We start from the raw sequence: 18975 nt of genomic DNA on the forward strand, positions 1-18975 counted from the left end.
TTCGGTCGATACCGGGAGTCGTCGGACGTTTACCATCCCCGCATGGTTGCGGAGTCGGTGCGGACCGAGAGCCATTTCCAGCATGCGCGACGGGCCGCGATACCCGGGGTGATGAGCACCGCGACCCGGTATCTCTGCGCAGCCGCCTACCTCGACGAGGGCTTCTGCCGGAAGGTCATCGGCGAGCTGGTCGACCCCGAACACCGCGCCGTCGTCCCGTCGTACGGCTTCGACGTCGGGCCGGTCATCACGCACGCCGTCCGGGCCCGCCGGCTGCAACTCATCCGCGATCTCGTGATCTGGGCGGTCCTGATCGGGTGCGCGGTCATCAGCCCGTTCGCGGCGTCGACCTTCTTCTGGACGGCGGTGCCGTTCGCCGTGGCCCGGCTCGTGCCCTGGCGGCGGTTCGGCTGGCGCCGGCGCTTCCAGGTCGCCTGGGCGCTGGTGGTGCTCTACTTCCTGTTCTGGCTGATCAGCGTGCTCGCCTTCGTCGTCTGGGCCTACATCGCGGCACAGAACTCGGGGTACTCGCCGCAGAACGGCGGGCCGCTGCCCCTGCCGACGGGCCTCTGGGGCAACCCGTGGCTGTACGTCTCGTGCACCGTCCTGCTCTGGATCGCGATGCTGGTCATCCCGTTCGGCTGGCAGGTGCTGGTCTTCTGGATGATGCGGACGGACCTCGCCCCTGGTGCCCGGACCCCGCAGCTGGACGTCCTCACGCCTCGCGCGCGGCGCCATGCGGAGCGGCTGGTCGACGCCCAGGTCGGCAACGTCACGCTGTACTCCGGCGACAACCCCTTCATCGGGTCGGGGGCGCCCGACTCCCCGTGGGCCAGGGCGTGGTCGATCGTCGTGGAACTCGACCGGCCCGCCACGCCGGACACGACGGCGAAGACCGTCGACCCGGTCGCGCTGCACGAGCACGTGCGCCGGCGGCTCATGGCCATGAGCGAGGAATGGCCGGCCGCCGACGGCGATCGACCGGACCGGTCCGACCCGCGCCGGCGTCTCCCGCCGAACGAACGGATCGCCGGGCTCAACATCGACTACCACGTCGTGGCGCGCGGCGACTGCACGCAGTACCCGCGCGCGTCCGAGCCCGGTTTCAACGTGCCGGACTACGCCGGGCATCCCCTGATCGACGGATCGGTGGGCATGCCGTACTCCAAGGCCACGGACGCATGCCGGGAGTCGATCGTCAGGCACCCGCAGGGCGGCGTCCGCTGCTATCAGCGCGTCACCATCGGAGCGGAGGGCCAGGCGGTCCGGGACGCGGCCGACCGGGTCATCGCGCCCGCCGAGGATCAGGACATCGTCGTGTCGGTGTTCATCTACCTCGCGGTGGAAGGGCACATGCTCTACGCGCAGTTCGTGGCCGACGTGCTGCCGCCCATTCGCCGCGAGTACCACCTGATCGACCACCTGGCCTCGTGCACCGACGCCTCGCTCATCGCGATGGCGATACGGCGTCGCTGGCTCTCCGTGCTGAGCGACGGCGTCATCGGGCCGTTCCGGGCGATCCGCACGCTCGGCCAGATGGCGGCCGCCCGGCTCCAGGACGACCAGCACCCCGAGCGGCTCACCGCGTACGACTACGGCGCCCGGCTGAGCGTGCGGGAACTGGCCGCCGAGGACACGCTCCCGACGTACCTTCAGGTCCTCGACGCGCACAAGTACTCCCGGCTCGTCGAGCGGCGCCTGAACGAGGCCGTGCTCGACCACCTGCAGAGCCGGGACATCGACGTGTCGGCCTACCGCATGCAGGCCAACCAGATCATCGAGCAGAGCGTGATGATCAACGGCGGCAACTACGGGCCGATCAACACCGGGTCCGGCTCGCAGGACAACCGCGGCATCACGATCACGTAGGAAAGGGCGGCATGGGCGACTTCTCCATCAGCGGCGGTAACTACGGGCCGATCAACACCGGCTCGGGATCACAGGACAACCGCGGCATGACCATCGGCTCGGCGGAGTCCGCCGACGCCTTGGTGCGCCTGGAGCGGCTGCTCGACGAGCACGCGCCCCGGCTCGAGGAGGGAGACGAGGCCCGCGACGACCTCGCCGACGTACGCGAGCAGGCCGGCAAGGACAAGCCGGACAAGCGCCGACTGACCGACACCCTCAAACGCCTGTCCGAACGCGTCGCGGCCGTCGGCGCGCTGGCCACCGCGGTGAAAGAGGTCGCCGACAAGCTCGGCGTTCACCTGCCCTGACGACGTCCTACAACTCGCCCCACGCGTAGACGGGCAGTCCCTGGCTCTGCGCGATGGGGCTCCACAGGGCGACCACACGCCGTTTGGCGGGGCCCGCCTTGTCGTTGGCGGCGATGGCGGCGTCGTGGTTCGCGGACTGCGGGGGTTCGCCCCCGCCGCATCCCGCGGCCTGCGTCTCCTGGGCCCAGGCCACATACGCCTTGTCCGCGTCCAGGGAACTCGAGTAGGCGTCGATCATCGCCTGCTTCAGGTCCGCGCCACCGGGCAGCTGGTCCGTCGGAACCTGCCGGGCTTGTGCCAGTTCGTTCTGCCGTTCCTGGACGACCTGCTGGAACGCCGGGGCCGCCGAGACGAGGTCGTCGCAGGTCGCCATGCTGACGGACAGCCTGTCGTGCGCGGCCTTGCCCGCCTGCAGGATCACGTTGACGGCGGCGGCCTGGGCCGCGGCGCCCTTGGCCGCGGGGCCCGACGGTGAGTCACCGGCCTGCGGTGTGTCGAGCTGCGTTCCGGTCGATTGAAGCGCGCTGGGCTCGGGGCCGGTACGGTGCTTCGGCGCCGGATGAGAGCCGGTGGACAGATCGACGACGAGTGCCAGGCCGACCGCCGTCACGGTGACGAGGCCGGCGGCCACCAGCGGGATCATCCACCGCCTCCGCGTGCTCCCATCCGGGGTCTTGCGGTGCCCGTGCCGTTCCCCCTGCGAGGCTGCGTCGTGGGCGGTCGGCGGAGCCCCCCAGTGCCGGAGGCCGTCGTCGTCGAAGTAGGCCGTGCCCGGAGAGAGATAGGCCGTGTCCGACGACAGGCCCGGGTCGCCGCCGCCTTGGAGGAATTCCGCTGCCTGCGCCGCCATGCGCTCCTCGGTGGGGGCCTCGAACGGCGCGGTCGAGGCGTCGAGAGGCGTCTCGACCGGCCCGTATCCGACGGTCTCCCCGTGCCGCGGCTGGAAGGGCCCTCGCTCCGATTGCGGCGTCTCATACCTCGGGGGCGGGGCATCGAGTTCTGGAGGTGGGGCCTCCAGCCCTGAGAGCGGGTTCTCCAGCCGGATCGGCCAGGCCTCCTGCCCGGCCGGCGGGACCTCCGCTTCCGGAGGTGAGGTCCCCTGTCCGGCCGGCGGGGCGGCCGCTCCCAGGGATGAGGTCTCCTGTCCGGCCGGCGGGGAGACCGCTCCAGAGGGTGAGGTCTCCTGCCCGGACGGTGAGGTCTCCTGCTCAGGCGGTGGAGAGGTCTCCTGCACCGGCGGCGGTGGTGGGACCGCCGGGAGCGACGCCCCGCAGCGGGTACAGGTCGGACGCCCCGAAGGCGTATGGCTGTCGCATGCCGGACACTTCATGCACTGCCCCTTTCCTCGGGAGATTCTGCCGACTCACGAGATCACGTGTGGATCGTTGTAGGACACGCCTCCATCACGAAGCGGGGACGGCGAAATCCGTGGGCGTGCGAAATCCACGGTGAAGAGCCGCGGGCGAGACCGGCGAATCGGAGCGAAGACCCCTGTGCCCAGGGACTTCACCGAGTTCGCAAGGAATGATAACTGTCGGTGCCGGATCGGATACTTCACGTCATGTGGAGATGGGCTCTCGCCGGAGCGGTGATGCTGACGGCGATCTGTGGCGTCTTCGTGTGGGACACCGGGCGCCTGCCGGGGGGCGGCGCGGCGCGAGACGCCGGCCGGCCTTCGGGGAGCGACGCCGCGGTGAGTGCGGCCGGACCGGAGCCGCCACCGGAGGCGCGGACCGCTCTCGTGGTGCGGGTCGTCGACGGCGACACCGTTCTGCTGCGGATCGGCGGCCGGGGGCTGCGCGTCAGGCTCATCGGAGTGGACGCCCCCGAGACCTGGGCGCGCCGAGACTGCTACGGCGCCGAGGCGGCCCGCGCGCTGCGTCGGCTGGTCCCCGTCGGCTCCGCGGTGCGCGTCATCGGTGATCGCGAGCCGTATGACCGCTTCGGCCGACGGCTCCTCCACCTGTGGACGAGCCGCGGTCGCCTCGTCAGCGCGGCACTGGTCCGAGCCGGATTCGCCCGCGCGCTGGCCATCCCGCCCGACACCCGATACGCCCCGCTTCTGGATGCGGCCGAGACCGCCGCTCGCCGGTCCGGCGCCGGTCTCTGGCGGGCATGCCGATGAGTCGGGGAAGAGCGGGAACTTTCTCCGTACTCTGTACGTCGTATGCTGTACGGAGTTCGGATGAAAGGATTTCCATGCAGGTCACCTCTTCGGCTGTCTCGCTGACCGTCGACGACGTCGCGGCGTCCGCCACCTTCCTGACCACCCACTTCGGCTACAAGGAGGTGATGGCCGCCGAGGGATTCGCCTCGCTCAACCGCGACGACGCCGCCATGGACGTGATCTTCCTGCGGCGGGGGATCGAGGTACTCCCGGAGGGATTCCGGGACCGGCATGCGGCCGGGGTCATCATCGCGCTGGTGGTCACCGACCTGGCGGCCGAAGAGGCGCGCCTCCGCGCCGCGGGCGTCGCCATCACCATGCCCCTGCGAGAAGAGCCCTGGGGAGAGCGGCTGTTCCAGGTCACCGATCCGAACGGTGTGATCGTTCAACTGGTCGAGTGGGTCACTCCGAGCGGGCAGGGCCACTGACCGAGACTTCCACAGGCTGTGGAAAACCCTGGGGGCTCTGCGCATGCGGCACCGTACGGTGCCCGCGTGCGGAGCCCTCCCGGAAGGGGCGGTGGCCGGGTGTGGCCTGACTCTGGTGTTGTGGCTGTGGCGCTATGGACGTGATCTTCGCGGCGGCCTAGCGTCCGGCTCATGTTCTGCTGCCGGCCCGGCCGTCGCGAACTGCTGCGCCTGAGCGCGATCGTCTCCGGGTTCTCCCTCATGTCGATGGTCGGGGAAGGTCGGTCGTTCGCGTCCGACGTCCGGCCGGTCAACCTCGAACTCGTCACCCTCACCGAGACCAGCGCGATCTTCACCTGGTACACCGGCGTGGCCGGCACCGACGACGGGCTGGGGCGGATGCGCCCCGCCCCGGCGGACGGGGAGATCCTCTGGGGCACGCGCCCGGACCGGCTGACCCGTACGGTGGGCGGCGCGGCGCACACGCCGTACCACTACATCGAGGTCACCGGCCTGGAGCCGGGCCGGACGTACTACTACCAGGCGCGGTCGCGGGGCCGGACGGCGTCGCCGACCCCCGTGGCGGGAGCCGCCGGGACGCCGCTGACCGGCGGCACCTTCTCCTTCACGACACCGCAGCCGCCGCCCGGCCGCTTCCTGTTCTCCATCGCGCTCTGCAACGACCTGCACCTGGGCGAGACCGTCGCGGGGCTGATCGGCGGGCTGCCGATCAAGGGCATCTCCCAGATTCCCGGTCGACCGCCGTACCCGGAGATCATGGCGAAGGCGCTCGTGAAGGACGCGCGGCATCGCGGCGCGACCTACCTCTTCGCGGCCGGCGACGTGTCCTCGGAGGCGGTGCCGGGCGACCTCGGCACGGCCAAGGGCATCCTCGACGGCTTCGGCGCCTACCGCCGCGACTACTTCGTCGCACGCGGCAATCACGACCGCGCGCACGACGGCCCCGCGTACGCCTCCTGCAGGGTCGGCGAGTGGCAGGGGCATGACTGCTTCCGCGACGCGTTCTCCGACGGGCCGACGTACTTCACCCACGACCTCGGCGGCCTGCGGATCATCGGGCTGGACACCTACGACAAGCCGGGCAACGGTGGAGACGCGGGCGGCCTGTCGCGTGAGCAGTTCGCCTGGTTCGAGACGGAGCTGAAGGAGCACAAGGATCAGCCGACGATCGTCTTCGGCCACCATCCGCTGCTGTCCCTCGACGATCCGCTGGCGGTGAGCGGCGGCACCTCGCTGGAGGTCGGCCAGACCGCGTCGATCATGGCGGCGTACGAGCGGACGCCCGGGGTCTTCCTGCACCACGCGGGCCACACGCACCGGAACAAGCGCACGGTGCTGCCCGGCAGCCGGCACGTGACCCAGCAGGAGGTGGGCGCGGTCAAAGAGTATCCCGGCGGGTTCAACCTGCTGCGCGTGCACAGCGGCGGGTACGCACTGAACTTCTACAAGACCCGTGACGACCTCGCCAGGGAGTGGAGCGAGCGCAGCCGGCAGGAGATCAACGGGCTGTGGCCGCAGTTCTCGTTCGGCCCGTCGGTCGCGGACCGCAACAGTGTTACCGCCCGCGACCTGTCCGGCGTCCGGGTGGCCCGGTGACCGCTGCGGCTCAGTAGACGAGGGCCTGGACGCCTTCGGTGGTGACCTCTTCGACGAAGGTCGGGGCACCCGCGATGCGGATGCCGGGCAGCACCTCATCGTCGGTAATGTCCCGGCGCGCCGCGCACTGCGTACAGACCGTGATCCGGCCGGCCGACAGCACGATGCCGAGCAGGTCCTCCAGCGGGGTCGCGTGCGGCAGCTCGAACTCCTTGGCCCGGCCGGGAAGCGCGAACCAGGAGGATTCGCCGGTCAGCCACAGAGATACGCTGACGCCGCTGGCCACGGCGGCCGCGGCGACCGTGAACGCCTGGTTGCAACGCTCAGGTGCCTCGGCGCCCGCCGTCACCTTGATGACGAGTGATCGTGCCATATCCGGCACACTAGTCCTCCGGGCTGGAAACCGGCACGGTCCTTGAGATGATCAGTGGCCGCAGCGCGCTCTTGGCAAGGACAAGGTCCCCCAGTTCGGTACGGGCCGGGCCGACGACGCGCAGCGGCTCCCCGTCGGTGATCACACGCTCCTCGACGACGAAACCGATCGTCCGCTCCCGGTGCCGCGGACGGGGAGGGGCGCCCAGCAGGGCCGCCAGGCGCGCGATCAGCGGGCCGTGCGGCGAGTCCTCGAACTCCGCGAACGCCGGCTCGCCCAGCTCCAGCTCGGCACCGTGCGCGTCGACGCGTACGGCGGCCGTGTCACCGCTCACGTACAGCGGCCCGCTGAGCTGCTCGGCGACCTTGACGTGGCGGACCACCCTGGTCGGGCCGAGCGGGCCTGGCCGCCACGCCCAGTACCGCTCGAGCACGGTCACGGCGTACCAGACGCAGGACACCCCGGACAGCGGCGCCGTCACCGTGCCGCCCGGACCGGTGACCGCGTGCCCGGCGACCTCGCGTGCCGCCCCGGGGGCGTTGTCGACGAGGGGCTCGGCCTTGTCCATCGCCCGCCGTCTGCGCGCCTTGCCGATCGTCTTGGCCATCGCGTCGGCGCCCGCCTCGACGCCCGCCGTGATCAATGACATCAGCGCGTACAACGGTCCTCCTCGAGAATAGGAAGATCAGACGCGATGCGGGACCGATCGGTTCACCGTGATCGCGAATCGGATCAGGTTACCGCCGATTAAACGCGGTGCACGCGGGGCGCGTCGCGCCGTCGAGCACTTCTGGGAAGCCCCCCTACGTGATCAGGCGGACCAGGTGACCGCCCGGGTCGGCGTGCATCAGCTCGAGCACGAGCCAGACCAGGCCGGCGGCGAGCAACACGCCTCCCAGGACGTAGCCCCAGATGAGATCGACCCGGAGGCTCGTCGACAGCTGTTCCTCCGAGCGCGTCGAGATGATGAACGGGCCGGTGTCGGGCCGGCGCATGACGAGCCGTCCGTCCTCGGCCATCGCCGCTCCGAGGACGTACAGCGGCTGGCCCGGGGCAACGATCCACTCCTCGTAGCGGTGGCCCAAGACGTTGCTGAAGTTGACCCGGAAGCTCAGACCGAACAGGTTGACGTCGCGGCCGGCGCGTTCGTAGTGCGACAGGGACTGCGGGGGCTCGTCGACCTCCTCGCCGGTGTGGACCAGGAGAATCTCCCCCGCGGCGTCGCGCACGGCGAAGGGCGCCCCGTGGACCTGGTCATGCACGGTCCGCTCCCGCGTCGTCGTCTCGGTCCTGCCGTCGCGCGTCTCGGTGTCCTGGTAGCGGACCGTCACCGTCGACCGGTGCCAGACGCACGGCTGCTGCGAGAACGGTGCCCGGACCGGTCCCTCGGGACCGGGCACGGCCGTCCCCTTGACCTCACAGACGACGGGCTCGTCGTACTCGGCGATCTCGGCACAGGTGACGGTCGGCGCCGCACGCATCGCGTTGCGCTTGCGCTGCTGGACGTACGCCTCGAAGAGGAATCGTACGCCGCTTGCGGCGAGGACCAGGGGAATCAGGAAGCGAATGAGAAAGTCGATCAAGGCGTCGCCTCACCCGTGGATCAGTTTGATCGCGAACCAGGCCAGGCCGCCGGCGAAGACCGCGCCGCCCGCGACATAGCCGAAGATGAACTTGAGCCGCAGGGACGACGACAGCTGTTCCTCCGAGCGCGTCGAGATGATGAACGGGTCGGCGTCGGGCCGGCGCATGCGGAGCCGGCCGCCCTCGGCCATCGCCGCTCCGAGGACGTACATCGACTGGCCCTGCGGGATGATCCACTCCTCGTAGCGGTGGCCTTTCACGTTGCTGAAGTTGACGCGCAGGCGCAGCCCGAACAGGTTGACGTCGCTCCCCGCCGGCTCGTAGTGCGACAAGGACTGCTCGGCGCCGTCCACCCGCTCACCGTCGTGCAAAACGACGATCTCCCCGGTGGCGTCCCGGACGCCGAAGGGGGCCCCGTGGGTCTCGTCGTGCACGGTCCGCTCGCGCGTCGTCGTCCGGCGCTCGCCGTCCCGGTACTCGTGGTGCTCATAGCGGACCGTCACCTTCGTCCGATGCCACACGCACGGCTGCCCGGAGAACGGCGCCTTGACGGGGCCCGCGCGTCCGGGCACGGCCGTCCCTTTGACCTCGCAGGTGACAGGCGAGTCGTACTCGGCGATCTCGGCGCAGCTGCGGGTCGGCGTCGCGTGCATCGCGTCGTGTTTGCGCTGCTGGAGGTACGCCCATACGCCGATCAGCAGGCCGAACAGGACAACGATCAAGGGAATGAACACGCGAGAACCTCCAGGGGGCGATTCGGACATTGCCCTGCGGTCGACGAGGTGTCGTCGTCCGGGCCGGGCCCGCTACGCTGGCCGAACATGGAACCTGAGCTGCATCCCAACCTCGAGCCGTTGGCGTTCCTTCTCGGAGACTGGGAGGGGGCGGGGGTCGGCGGCTACCCGACCGTCGAGAGCTTCCGCTTCGGACAAGAGCTCTCCTTCAGCCACAACGGTAAGCCGTACTTGATCTACACGAGCCGTACATGGCGGTTGGACGATGAAGGCAACCTCGCGGCTCCCCTCGCGCGGGAGAGCGGTTACTGGCGCGCGCACCCCGGCGGAAAGATCGAGTTGGTGCTCGCGCACCCGACGGGAATCGCCGAGATCTACGTGGGGCAGGCGGGGTTCAACCGGGTCGAGCTGATCACGGACGTCGTGGCGCGCACCGAGACCGCGAAGGAGTACACCGCCGGCAAGCGGCTGTACGGGCTGATCGGCGAGGACCTGGGTTACGCGTACGACATGGCGGCGGAGGGCCAGAGCCTCCAGTCCCACCTGTCGGCGCAGCTGAAACGCGTGTCCTGAGCGGTTCGGCGGACGCGGACGTGGACGACGCCGGCGTTACCGGCGTCCGCCGAACTCCCACTCGTGGACCTCGATGTCGGCGTACCGGTCCGAGGCCAGGATGGCGCGTGCCGCCTCCGGATCCGGTGCCCTGACCAGCGCCGCCGTACCCAGCCAGGTGGCGCCGTCGTCGGACAGCAGTGGCCCGTAGGCGATCAGCTCGTCCTGGTCGGACGGAACGGCGAGGTCGGCGTCCCTGTCCGGGCCGAGGCCGAGCACCAGGAACCGGCTGCCGCCGGTCCGGCCACCGGGGAACTCCCACATCGTGCGGCCCAGCAGGTTGCGCCACCGGCGCAGCAGCACGTCCCGGTACACACCCGCCTGGTGGTTCGGCTCGTCGAAGGCGAACGCGCGGGCGGCGGCGGCATCGGGCAGGTCGACGATGTGCACGCTGCCGGTGGGCGTGTCATCCGCCAGGAAGGTCGGGCCGCGGGCGATCAACTCTTTTTCGTACCGGTCCATGTAGGACCAGTGCTCTTCCACCAGCTCGTGGCGCAGCGCTTCGGAGCCGGGCCGGTCGCGGTGGTAGCAGAAGAACTCCATGCCCCGCAGTCTTCGTGTCGTTGGGAGAAAAGGAACGACCCCCGGGCTGCTCCTGCTGGTGCAGGGGTCGACAGGACTGGGTCGACCGGCCACGGGGGTCGGGTGTCTGCCTGGTATTCGCCGGCCGCGTCCTCGGCCGGTCTACCTCACCCGCGTCGGGGCGGGGTTGAGGCGGGACTGCGGCTAACGGACAGCCACCTCACGAGTCCTCGTACTATGCATACTTTCGGACCACCTCCTTTCCCGCTTAGCCCGAACGTTAGATCAGCGGCCACGGACGAGGCAAGGGGATTTTTGGCGGTCCGTTCCGGGAGACCCCCGCAGGACGCCCGACGGGACATAAACTCGGGCTCGTGGCGGAACCATGGCACGAGGAGCTGAGAGCGCGGGGCTACCGGGTGACCCCGCAGCGCCAGCTCGTGCTGGAGGCGGTCACCGCGCTGCGTCATGCGACCCCGGAGGAGATCTGCACCGAGGTGCAGCGGACCGCGCGCGGCGTCAACATCTCCACGATCTACCGGACGCTGGAGCTGCTCGAAGAGCTCGGGCTGGTCAAGCACACCCATCTGGGGCACAAACCGCCGACCTACCATCTCGCCAGCGAGGCCGACCACGTCCACCTGGTCTGCCGGGGGTGCGGTGAGGTCTACGACGTGACCCCGACCGTCGCGAAGGGCCTCGTCGACGTCCTGGAGCAGGAGTACGGCTTCGAGACCGACGTGCAGCACCTCACGGTCTACGGCCGCTGCCGCGACTGCCGGACGACGTAGGCTTGCGGTCATGGACAGCCCGCTGCTGAGCACGCCCGGGGCCGTACCGGCCGATTCGCCGGACGAAGGGGTCGCCGCGCACTACGGCGAGCCGTTCGCCGAGCAACGCGCCCTCGCGTCCGGGGCGGCGATCGTCGACCGGAGCAACCGCGGCGTCGTACGGATCGCCGGGGCGGATCGCCTGCAGTTCCTGCACAGCCTGATGAGCCAGCACCTGCAGTCCCTGCCGCCGCACACGCCGACCGAGGCGCTGCTGCTCAGCCCGCACGGCCACGTCGAGCACCACCTCGCCCTGGTGGACGACGGCGAGGCGGTGTGGGCGCACGTCGAGCCGGGCACGGCGCCGGAGCTCGCGCGCTTCCTCGACTCGATGCGGTTCATGATGCGCGTCGAGGTCACCGACGAGTCCGACGCGTACGCCGTCGTCACGCTCACCGGCGCCGAGCCGCCCGCGGACGCCCTGGTGACGACCGACGGCCTGATCGTGCCCCGCAAGGAGCTCGACCGCGACTGGCAGGCGCGCCCGGCCGGGCTGTGGGCGTACGAAGCGCTGCGCATCGCCGCGCACCGGCCCCGGTTCGGGCTCGACACCGACCACCGGACCATCCCGCACGAGGCCGGCTGGATCGACGTCGCCGTGCACCTCGACAAGGGCTGCTACCGCGGCCAGGAGACGGTGGCGCGGGTCCACAACCTCGGCCGCCCGCCGCGGCGGCTGGTGTTCCTGCACCTCGACGGGAGCGTCGACCGGCTGCCGGCACACGGCGAGCCGATCGAGGCCGGCGGCCGTACGGTCGGGTTCGTCGGCTCGGCGGCCCGCCACTACGAGCTGGGCCCGATCGCTCTCGGCCTGGTCAAGCGCAACGTGCCGATCGACGAGCCGCTGCTGGCCGGCGGGGTCGCGGCCGCGCAGGAGGTCATCGTCGACCCTGACACCGGAGCCAACGCCAAAATCGATCTTCGACGCCGATAAGCCGACAAACACCCGAACCTGGATCGCGATGGGCGGCGCTCATGGGAAGGTTTTCTCCGTCGGAAGAGGACGCGACGAGGAAAGAGAACATGGGGCGACGGCGGCGGCGAGTGCGGGAACCCGCCTACGCCTGGTGGATCGGGTTCGGCGTGCTGCTCCTGGCCGCCGTGTTCCTGACGTCGTGGCGGCTCGCGCTCATCGCGCTGCTGGGGTGGTGCCTGTATGAGTTCTCGCTGGTGCCGACGGTCTGCCGGGTGATGACCCGGCAGGGGTTCGCCTGCCACGAGCCGATCCGGGGGCGGCTGTTCGCCTGCTCCGCGGCACACCAGCAGGTCAAGAACGACGCTCTGTGGAGCGCGGTCCGGCTGCCGAACCCGTTCCGGCGGGAGTCGGTACCGGACCCGAACCGCGACACCGGGGTCGTCGTCTACTCGCCGAGCGTCCGCGCCCGCCTGGCGGAGAACGACCGCAACGTCCTGGCCCTCGCCGCCGCGGGCACGGTCGTCACCGTCATCTTCGCCGTGCTCGGCCTGAGCTCTTAGACCTCAAGGATGAGCGTGATCGGCCCGTCGTTGATGAGGGCGACCTTCATGTCGGCGCCGAAGACGCCGGTCTCCACGTGGGCGCCGAGGCGGCGCAGCTCCGCGACGACCTCGTCGACGAGCGGCTCGGCGACGGGGCCGGGCGCGGCCGCGATCCAGGACGGCCGGCGGCCCTTGCGCGTGTCGCCGTAGAGGGTGAACTGGCTGATCACGAGCAGCGGCGCGCCGAGGTCGGAGCAGGACGCCTCGGGACCCTCGGCGCCGTCGAACACCCGAAGCCCCCACAGCTTGGCCGCGAGCTTCTTCGCCTGCTCCGGGGTGTCGTCGTGCGTCACCCCGACGAGGGCCAGCAGGCCCGGTTCGTCGATCGCACCCACGACGCGACCCTCGACGGTCACGCTCGCCTGACTCACACGCTGGACGACTGCTCGCACGCCACCGCATTCTGCCGCACGCGGCACCCGCCGGATGAACGCACCCCTTTGCGAAAGATCTTCTCGCCAAATCGGCCTTCGACTTGAAATCATGCTGTCCATGGCCAGAACGCTGATAACAGTTGCGCCGACCGGGGCGGAGGCCGAGAAGGCCAAGGCTCCGGCGCTCCCCGTCACGCTCGACGAGCTCGTCCAGACGGCCAAGGAGTGCGAGGCCGCCGGCGCCGCCGTGATCCACGTCCACATCCGCGACGACGAGGCCCGGCCCACGCTCGACCTCGCGCGCCTGCGCGACACGGTCGCCGCCCTGCGCGCGAGCACGAACCTCATCGTGCAGTTGTCCACGGGCGGCGCGGTCACCGACCCGTACGGGCACCGGCTGCGGGTCCTCGACGCCGAGCCGGACGCCTGCTCGCTCACCTGTGGCACCGTCAACTTCGGCGACGACGTCTTCATGAACCCCTGGTCGTTCATGGCCGAGCTCTATCGGCTGACGCAGGAGCGGGAGGTCGTGCCGGAGTTCGAGCTGTTCGACCTCGGCCAGGTCGCGTCCCTGCACCGGCTGCTGGACACGTACGGTCCGCCGTTCGGCGGCCGGGTGCACTGCGACCTGGTCATGGGCGTGCCGGGCGGGATGCCGGGGGACGCGCGGACGCTGGTCGCCGCGGTGGAGGCGCTGCCCGCCGGGGCCACGTGGTCGGCGACGGGCATCGGCCGGACGACCCTGCCGGTGATGTACGCCGCTCTGTCGGCCGGGGGTCATCTGCGGGTGGGCATGGAGGACACCCTGAGCTACGCCAAGGGGCGGCCGGTCACGGCCAACGCGCAGCTCGTGGAGCGCGCGGCCACCTTGGCGCGGACCGCCCAGCGTGACCCGATGCCGCCCGATGAGGCGCGGACGTTCCTGGGCGTGAAGGACCGCTGAGACCGCCGGAGGTCCTCGGCTGACCCGTCTCCGAGCTGTGACACGGGCAACTCGTGAATCGAATACGGAGATCGTTCGCGGTTTGGTAGCTTTTGAGGTTATCTGTCGGAAACCGAGCTGTAGGTGGCCCGGTCGTCGATGTTCAGCCTCTGTTAACCATCGACGCGTTGGGGGTAGATTCCCGATAATAGCGATAGGATTTATATGAAAGCTTCGGTGAACTCCTGTGAAGTGACGCCTTGACCACGCAGAACATCCCCACGTCCACTCCGTCCTCCAGTCCTAGCCCGACTCCAACGCCGACCCCAACCGGGTCCCCGTCTCCGTCCCCGAGCGGCAGCCCGTCTCCGAGCCCGAGTGGTAGTCCGAGCCCGTCCCCGAGCGGTAGCCCGTCTCCGTCTCCGAGTGGCAGCCCGAGCCCGTCTCCGTCTCCGAGCGGCAGCCCGTCTCCGAGCCCGAGTGGCAGCCCGAGCCCGTCTCCGAGCCCGAGTGGTAGTCCGAGCCCGTCCCCGAGCGGCAGCCCGAGCCCGTCCCCGTCCCCGAGCGGCAGCCCGTCTCCGCCCCCAGCGCTGCCCGGGCGGTCATCCCTGGGAACGGGTAAAGACCTGAAGTTCCACGCGGATCAGGCCCTGAGCCTGGCTAAGGCGCTGGACGCCGACGGTGAAGTCACGCTCCCGCGCACGCTGAATTCCTTGCTGAACCAGATCGATGGCCTAGGCGACATCTGCGGCTCTGACAGCGAAGGCCGGAAAGCAGCGTCCGATTTCCAGAACGCCCGCGACAAGTTCACCACCTATGCCGGCGCCCTCGCCGACGGCTATGTCGGGGTGGCGACGCGGCTGTGCGAGATGGCGGCGAATGTCGCGGTCGCCGACTGGAACAGTATCGCCGCGCTGCCGAAGGTGGACCAGAGCGTCCCGATCGCCATGCCCACGATATGACGAGCCAACAGCACATGGAGACACGATGACCCGCGATGACGATGCGCCAGGCCTCAGCGATGAGCTCAAGAGAATGGTGCAGGAGTTCGGGGCGAGGGTTCAGCCGCTTGAAGAACTGCAGCACGAGGTCGCAGGGATTCGGGGAAGAGGCGAGGCGGCGGGCGGACTCGTGAAGGTCGAGGCCCTGCCGGGCGGCGGTCTGACCAGCCTGGTCATTGAATCGCGGGCGTTGCGGCTGGGCTCGGAGGCGCTGGCCGAAGCGATTCTGGAGGCCGTGAACCAGGCCTCCGGCGACGCCACCCGTGCCATGAGCGAGCTGGTGAACGGGACGACGTCGCCTATCTTCGCCGAAGCCCGACGGCTTCTCGAAGAAAGGCGGTAGGTCACTTCGGGTGAACGATGCCTTCCCGAAGTTGGCCGGTGGGGACGATGAACTTCGTAATCTCCTGCTGCCAGGTCGGCAGCAGGCTCGCCGGGTCATTGATGATGGCCGACGGGTTGTTCATGGCGTTCGAGGAGATCGTAAAGGCGTTCGATCCTGTGATGTACCAGAAGTAATGCTGGAAGACGGGATTCTGCGGGAGCAGCTTGCCGAGCGGCCCGAAGTTCGCCGCGTCCGCCTGGTAGAAGATCATCACGCCGACGAAGTCCTTCAGGAAGGTCATCGCGGTGTCCTTCAGGGTCACCGGCTTTCCGGTGATCGTGTTGGCCAGATCGTGGAGCGCGGTATCGATCACCGAGTAGAAGAGGCTGCCGACAACGGCGCGGAGCAGTCTTACCAGCAGCGTCACCTCCTCTTTCCTGATCGCGCGACGGACGAGCCAGGCGATGGCGCCACCAACCTCCGGCCAGGCATTGAAGAGGATGAATTCCGCCCAGGACTCGGCGGCCATGACCAGGATCACGAGTTGCACGTGCTCGAGCGCGTCGGCGTAGTCGTCGTATGCCTTGGCGACGAGCCGTGCATAGTTCGCGACCTGCGGCGGATAGGGCTTCAGATGGTCGTTCCAGTACCGCTCGAAGGCATCGATGCCGTGACCGGAGTTTTCCCTCATCACCTTGGCGAGCAGGGGCTCGACATCGGTGAGGCTGCTCTCCACCGCCTCGGCGATCTGGCGCCACAGCACAGCGGCCTGACGGGCCTTCTCCGGATCGCCGTCAGGCCACTCGGACAGGAGCGTGAACATGGTGAAAGCGCTGATGCCCATGCCGCCCAGTCCGAACATCAGTTTGTTGTTGACCATCGTCCTTGCACCCCCGAGTCCCGGCCAGACGCCGGAATTTATCAACCGTCGATGATCACTGCAAGATCTTTCCGGTAGGAAAAGTGGGAATCCGCACCCGCGCCGGGTCTCGCGTAGGGTGTCGGTGCAGGCAAGGCCGCCGTCGGCGTCGCTCTGCAGCCCGATCCGAGGTCGTCCACGACCAGCCGGCAGTGGCCGACCGTCGACCCCCGAAGAGAGTAGATGCACCCCGTCCTCGTCGAAGTGGAACGTTCCGGTTTTGTGGAGTCCCGGCACCGCGGTTCGGTGGCGGCCCTGGCCGCCGACGGCTCCCCGGCACTACGCATCGGATCCCCGGACGACCCGGTCTTCCCCCGGTCGGCGAACAAGCCGATGCAGGCGGTGGCGATGGCCCGCAGTGGCCTCGCCCTCGAGGGGGAACTGCTCGCGCTGTCGTCGGCCAGCCACTCCGGTGAGGACTTTCACGTGGAGGGCGCTCACAAGATCCTCACCGACGCGGGGCTCACGCCGGAGGCTCTCCAGTGCCCGCCCCAGTGGCCACTGGACCCGGACGTCGCCGTCCGCGCCGAGAAGTCACGGCTGCGGATGAACTGCTCCGGCAAGCACGCCGCCATGCTCGCCACCTGCGTCCTCAACGGCTGGCCGACGGAGTCGTACCTGGAGTTCGGCCACCCGCTGCAGCTGGCGGTACGGGACACGGTCGAGGAGCTCACCGGTGAGCGGATCACCGCGATCGGCGTGGACGGGTGCGGCGCGCCGCTGTTCGCCGTCTCGCTGACCGGGGTGGCGCGGGCGCTGCGCGCGCTCGTCATCGCCGAGCCCGGCACGCCGGAGCGGCGGCTCGCGGACGCGATGCGCGCCCACCCGGAGTGGACCTCGGGTACCCACCGCGACGAGTACCGGCTCATGACCGCCGTGCCGGGCCTGCTGGTCAAGTGCGGGGCCGAGGGCGTCGACGCCTTCGCGCTCGCGGACGGCCGCGCCGGCGCCATCAAGATCGACGATGGGGCGATGCGCGCCCGGACCCCGGTGACCGTGGCGACGCTGCGCGCCCTCGGCGCCGAGGTCCCCGACGAGCTCGCCACCGTGCCCCTGCACGGCGGCGACGCGATCGTCGGCGAGATCCGCGCGGTGAATATCTAAGAGAGGCTGCGGAACTGGCGGGACGCGGAGATCGCGCCGGACGTGGCGAGCGTGAAGGTGCGCATCGACTCGGCGAAGTTCGACAGGTCCCACTCGGCCGGTCCCTCGTACCAGTAGAGGTTGTCCGAGGGACCGTCGTTGCCCGCGCCGACGTCGGCGACCGTCTGCGCCCAGCGCTGGACGACGTCGAACACGACCGCGTACGGCAGGTAGTGCGAGAACAGCGCCACCCGGTGACCGGCCGGTGTGTCCGGCAGCTCGCCGCGGAACAGGTGCGCCCGGAAGCCCAGCGTGTGCGCCAGTACGGTCGCGCCCCGCGAGGTCTTGGCGGGCATGTACTGGCCGCCGACGGCCAGCGCCGCGCCGGCGATGATGACCGCCAGGCCGATCAGGGCGAGGTTCGTGTAGACGGCCAGCAGGATGGTCCCGACGACCCCGAGGCCGGCCAGCACCATGCCGATCGTGGTCCAGCGGGTGCGCTCGGAGTCGGGCCGGCGGGCGAACCAGCCCTGCCGGACGACGTCCACGTACAGGGCCTTGCGCACCGCCGCGAGCTGGTCGGCGAAGGTGCCGCCGAGCTCGGACAGCCGGACGACGTCGCGCCCGGTGAACAGGGCGTCGTAGAGGATCCGCTCGTACGGGAGAAGGTCGTCGGCTGGGCGGTCCATCCGGCGTAGCTGCCAGTCGAGGCCGTGCGTCTCGCGGGGCAGCTCCTCGATCAGGACGTAGCCGCGTACGGCCAGGTCGATGATGGTCGCGGTGACGTCGACGACGTCCGCCTGCTCGTCGATGAGCGTGCCGATCTGGCCGGGCCGTACGCCGTCCGGTGGGGCGAAGCCCGTCGAGTCGAGGGGGGCCTGGTCGCCCTCGGCCGCCTTCTTGTTGACGATGCGCCCGTCTCTGCCCCGCGTGACGTACAGCAGCGCCACCCCGCTGAGCAGCAGGACGAGCAGGCCGAGCAGGGTGCCGCCGGTGACCCCGTTGACGGTGAAGGCGGTGGCCACCGTGTGCCGCTCGTCGATGATCGGCTTGCCGGAGGTCGTGCCCGGCGGGTACCCGATCATGACCGTGACGTAGTCGCCCGGCTGGAGGTCCTGCTGCCGGAAGTCGGCCAGCGTGTGGGTGTGGTTGGTGAAGAACTGCGTGCAGCCGACGGTGCTCTCCGGCTCCCCGGCGAAGCAGTTGAGGTTCTGGACGACGGCGCTGGACTCGATGGTCACCCGGGTCTGCGTGACCGGGACGTGCCAGCCGCCCGCGGCCGTCCAGGTGAGCTGCTCGCCGGTGCGCAGCGCGGTGAGCGTGCCCTTGACCGTGTAGGACAGCTGGGCCGTCCGCCGGCCCGTGCCGCCGCCACCGGCGACCTGGAGCACCGCGTGGTCGCCCTGGTTCTTGAGCGTGCCGCCCCGGACGTCGCCGACGTCGAACCGGCGGTCCTGCCGATCGTCGAGGTGCTTGCGGCGGATGAGGGTACGCGCGGGCGCGTCCCCGTCGTAGACGACCGTCTCCTTGACCTGGAGCGTCCCGTCCGGCGCCACCGTGATCGCGACGGTGTCCTTGACGACCTGTCCCGACGCCGCCGACGCGGAGGCCGCGCCGACGAAGAGTCCTGCGGCGACGAGGGGGGCGGTCAGAAGCCGCGTGCGAACCCGCATGGGCGCACAGCGTACCGGTGAACCGCCGACCGAACGTGACCTGCTGATGTGACGATCATGAACCGATCGGTGGTCATTGCCGTACAAGTGATCGAGTT

Annotated in this window: 22 protein-coding genes; 13 read left to right on the forward strand and 9 right to left on the reverse strand. The window is 69.9% G+C overall.

Annotated features, from left to right (window positions below; translation table 11 throughout):
• Positions 1-42: 42 nt before the first annotated feature.
• Together ACQP2O_RS04560 and ACQP2O_RS04565 are read left to right on the forward strand one after the other, a co-directional pair.
• On the forward strand, positions 43-1869 hold the full coding sequence (locus ACQP2O_RS04560) for a hypothetical protein (protein WP_433180167.1): 1827 nt from the start codon (positions 43-45) through the stop codon (positions 1867-1869).
• 11 nt (positions 1870-1880) lie between these two features.
• Positions 1881-2216 carry a DUF5955 family protein gene (locus ACQP2O_RS04565; RefSeq protein ID WP_433180169.1) on the forward strand — a complete coding sequence of 112 codons (336 nt, stop codon included), beginning with the start codon at positions 1881-1883 and terminating at the stop codon, positions 2214-2216.
• A 7-nt stretch (positions 2217-2223) separates the two neighbouring features.
• Here the strand turns inward: ACQP2O_RS04565 and ACQP2O_RS04570 are convergent, their stop codons facing one another.
• Positions 2224-3450, reverse strand: coding sequence for a hypothetical protein (locus tag ACQP2O_RS04570; RefSeq protein WP_433180171.1), 1227 nt, complete (start codon positions 3448-3450; stop codon positions 2224-2226).
• Positions 3451-3777: 327 nt separating this feature from the next.
• Between ACQP2O_RS04570 and ACQP2O_RS04575 the strand changes: the two genes are divergently transcribed.
• The 3 genes from ACQP2O_RS04575 to ACQP2O_RS04585 all read left to right on the forward strand — a co-directional run bounded on the left by ACQP2O_RS04575 (position 3778) and on the right by ACQP2O_RS04585 (position 6407).
• The gene (locus ACQP2O_RS04575) at positions 3778-4341 is read left to right on the forward strand and encodes a thermonuclease family protein (protein WP_433180173.1); all 564 of its coding nucleotides are present in this window, start codon (positions 3778-3780) and stop codon (positions 4339-4341) included.
• 74 nt (positions 4342-4415) lie between these two features.
• A complete protein-coding gene (locus ACQP2O_RS04580) occupies positions 4416-4811 on the forward strand; it encodes a VOC family protein (RefSeq protein WP_433180175.1) in 396 nt (131 codons plus the stop codon).
• Between the two features lie 171 nt (positions 4812-4982).
• Positions 4983-6407, forward strand: a complete 1425-nt coding sequence (locus ACQP2O_RS04585; protein WP_433180177.1) for a metallophosphoesterase — start codon at positions 4983-4985, stop codon at positions 6405-6407.
• A gap of 10 nt (positions 6408-6417) precedes the next feature.
• Here ACQP2O_RS04585 and ACQP2O_RS04590 read toward each other — a convergent pair whose 3' ends face one another.
• The 4 genes from ACQP2O_RS04590 to ACQP2O_RS04605 all read right to left on the reverse strand — a co-directional run bounded on the left by ACQP2O_RS04590 (position 6418) and on the right by ACQP2O_RS04605 (position 9098).
• A complete protein-coding gene (locus tag ACQP2O_RS04590; RefSeq protein WP_360889327.1) occupies positions 6418-6780 on the reverse strand; it encodes a DsrE family protein in 363 nt (120 codons plus the stop codon).
• A 10-nt stretch (positions 6781-6790) separates the two neighbouring features.
• On the reverse strand, positions 6791-7441 hold the full coding sequence (locus ACQP2O_RS04595; RefSeq protein WP_433180179.1) for a GIDE domain-containing protein: 651 nt from the start codon (positions 7439-7441) through the stop codon (positions 6791-6793).
• Positions 7442-7583: 142 nt separating this feature from the next.
• Positions 7584-8363, reverse strand: a complete 780-nt coding sequence (locus tag ACQP2O_RS04600; protein ID WP_433180181.1) for a GIDE domain-containing protein — start codon at positions 8361-8363, stop codon at positions 7584-7586.
• Positions 8364-8372: 9 nt separating this feature from the next.
• Positions 8373-9098: a GIDE domain-containing protein gene (locus tag ACQP2O_RS04605; RefSeq protein ID WP_433180183.1), complete on the reverse strand. Its 726-nt coding sequence runs from the start codon at positions 9096-9098 to the stop codon at positions 8373-8375.
• A gap of 87 nt (positions 9099-9185) precedes the next feature.
• Between ACQP2O_RS04605 and ACQP2O_RS04610 the strand changes: the two genes are divergently transcribed.
• A complete protein-coding gene (locus tag ACQP2O_RS04610) occupies positions 9186-9671 on the forward strand; it encodes an FABP family protein (RefSeq protein ID WP_433180185.1) in 486 nt (161 codons plus the stop codon).
• A 36-nt stretch (positions 9672-9707) separates the two neighbouring features.
• Here the strand turns inward: ACQP2O_RS04610 and ACQP2O_RS04615 are convergent, their stop codons facing one another.
• Positions 9708-10253: a YciI family protein gene (locus ACQP2O_RS04615; protein ID WP_433180186.1), complete on the reverse strand. Its 546-nt coding sequence runs from the start codon at positions 10251-10253 to the stop codon at positions 9708-9710.
• Between the two features lie 353 nt (positions 10254-10606).
• On the opposite strand from ACQP2O_RS04615, the gene ACQP2O_RS04620 reads away from it, so the two are divergent.
• From ACQP2O_RS04620 to ACQP2O_RS04630, 3 genes are all read left to right on the forward strand, one after another.
• Positions 10607-11023: a Fur family transcriptional regulator gene (locus tag ACQP2O_RS04620; protein WP_360889313.1), complete on the forward strand. Its 417-nt coding sequence runs from the start codon at positions 10607-10609 to the stop codon at positions 11021-11023.
• Between the two features lie 10 nt (positions 11024-11033).
• Positions 11034-11996, forward strand: a complete 963-nt coding sequence (locus tag ACQP2O_RS04625) for a YgfZ/GcvT domain-containing protein (RefSeq protein WP_433180188.1) — start codon at positions 11034-11036, stop codon at positions 11994-11996.
• An 89-nt stretch (positions 11997-12085) separates the two neighbouring features.
• Positions 12086-12538: a hypothetical protein gene (locus tag ACQP2O_RS04630; protein ID WP_433180190.1), complete on the forward strand. Its 453-nt coding sequence runs from the start codon at positions 12086-12088 to the stop codon at positions 12536-12538.
• Here the strand turns inward: ACQP2O_RS04630 and dtd are convergent.
• Positions 12535-12972 (reverse strand): D-aminoacyl-tRNA deacylase, encoded by a 438-nt coding sequence (gene dtd, locus ACQP2O_RS04635; protein WP_433180192.1) that lies wholly within the window; start codon positions 12970-12972, stop codon positions 12535-12537. The two genes, ACQP2O_RS04630 and dtd, sit on opposite strands and share 4 nt — an antisense overlap.
• 100 nt (positions 12973-13072) lie before the next feature.
• Between dtd and ACQP2O_RS04640 the strand changes: the two genes are divergently transcribed.
• The 3 genes from ACQP2O_RS04640 (at position 13073) to ACQP2O_RS04650 (ending at position 15220) form a co-directional block, all read left to right on the forward strand.
• Complete coding sequence (locus ACQP2O_RS04640; RefSeq protein ID WP_433180194.1) at positions 13073-13897, forward strand: 3-keto-5-aminohexanoate cleavage protein; 825 nt, start codon at positions 13073-13075, stop codon at positions 13895-13897.
• 692 nt (positions 13898-14589) lie between these two features.
• A complete protein-coding gene (locus ACQP2O_RS04645; RefSeq protein ID WP_433180196.1) occupies positions 14590-14838 on the forward strand; it encodes a hypothetical protein in 249 nt (82 codons plus the stop codon).
• Between the two features lie 25 nt (positions 14839-14863).
• On the forward strand, positions 14864-15220 hold the full coding sequence (locus ACQP2O_RS04650) for a YbaB/EbfC family nucleoid-associated protein (protein WP_433180198.1): 357 nt from the start codon (positions 14864-14866) through the stop codon (positions 15218-15220).
• 1 nt (position 15221) lies between these two features.
• Here ACQP2O_RS04650 and ACQP2O_RS04655 read toward each other — a convergent pair whose 3' ends face one another.
• Positions 15222-16082 (reverse strand): hypothetical protein, encoded by an 861-nt coding sequence (locus ACQP2O_RS04655; RefSeq protein WP_433180200.1) that lies wholly within the window; start codon positions 16080-16082, stop codon positions 15222-15224.
• Between the two features lie 222 nt (positions 16083-16304).
• On the opposite strand from ACQP2O_RS04655, the gene ACQP2O_RS04660 reads away from it, so the two are divergent.
• On the forward strand, positions 16305-17225 hold the full coding sequence (locus ACQP2O_RS04660) for an asparaginase (protein ID WP_433180202.1): 921 nt from the start codon (positions 16305-16307) through the stop codon (positions 17223-17225).
• Here the strand turns inward: ACQP2O_RS04660 and ACQP2O_RS04665 are convergent.
• Positions 17222-18877, reverse strand: coding sequence for a DUF2207 domain-containing protein (locus ACQP2O_RS04665; protein WP_433180204.1), 1656 nt, complete (start codon positions 18875-18877; stop codon positions 17222-17224). The genes ACQP2O_RS04660 and ACQP2O_RS04665 overlap by 4 nt on opposite strands.
• Between the last annotated feature and the right edge of the window lie 98 nt (positions 18878-18975).

Origin of the sequence: Actinoallomurus sp. CA-150999 (genome assembly GCF_050942425.1) — a bacterium.
GTDB lineage: Bacteria > Actinomycetota > Actinomycetes > Streptosporangiales > Streptosporangiaceae > Actinoallomurus.

Coding starts and splice junctions, on each gene's coding strand:
- ACQP2O_RS04560 (WP_433180167.1), top strand. CDS start 43: ATGGTTGCGGAGTCGGTGCGGACCGAGAGCCATTTCCAGCATGCGCGA.
- ACQP2O_RS04565 (WP_433180169.1), top strand. CDS start 1,881: ATGGGCGACTTCTCCATCAGCGGCGGTAACTACGGGCCGATCAACACC.
- ACQP2O_RS04575 (WP_433180173.1), top strand. CDS start 3,778: ATGTGGAGATGGGCTCTCGCCGGAGCGGTGATGCTGACGGCGATCTGT.
- ACQP2O_RS04580 (WP_433180175.1), top strand. CDS start 4,416: ATGCAGGTCACCTCTTCGGCTGTCTCGCTGACCGTCGACGACGTCGCG.
- ACQP2O_RS04585 (WP_433180177.1), top strand. CDS start 4,983: ATGTTCTGCTGCCGGCCCGGCCGTCGCGAACTGCTGCGCCTGAGCGCG.
- ACQP2O_RS04590 (WP_360889327.1), bottom strand. CDS start 6,780: ATGGCACGATCACTCGTCATCAAGGTGACGGCGGGCGCCGAGGCACCT.
- ACQP2O_RS04610 (WP_433180185.1), top strand. CDS start 9,186: ATGGAACCTGAGCTGCATCCCAACCTCGAGCCGTTGGCGTTCCTTCTC.
- ACQP2O_RS04615 (WP_433180186.1), bottom strand. CDS start 10,253: ATGGAGTTCTTCTGCTACCACCGCGACCGGCCCGGCTCCGAAGCGCTG.
- ACQP2O_RS04625 (WP_433180188.1), top strand. CDS start 11,034: ATGGACAGCCCGCTGCTGAGCACGCCCGGGGCCGTACCGGCCGATTCG.
- ACQP2O_RS04630 (WP_433180190.1), top strand. CDS start 12,086: ATGGGGCGACGGCGGCGGCGAGTGCGGGAACCCGCCTACGCCTGGTGG.
- ACQP2O_RS04640 (WP_433180194.1), top strand. CDS start 13,073: ATGGCCAGAACGCTGATAACAGTTGCGCCGACCGGGGCGGAGGCCGAG.
- ACQP2O_RS04650 (WP_433180198.1), top strand. CDS start 14,864: ATGACCCGCGATGACGATGCGCCAGGCCTCAGCGATGAGCTCAAGAGA.
- ACQP2O_RS04655 (WP_433180200.1), bottom strand. CDS start 16,082: ATGGTCAACAACAAACTGATGTTCGGACTGGGCGGCATGGGCATCAGC.
- ACQP2O_RS04660 (WP_433180202.1), top strand. CDS start 16,305: ATGCACCCCGTCCTCGTCGAAGTGGAACGTTCCGGTTTTGTGGAGTCC.
- ACQP2O_RS04665 (WP_433180204.1), bottom strand. CDS start 18,877: ATGCGGGTTCGCACGCGGCTTCTGACCGCCCCCCTCGTCGCCGCAGGA.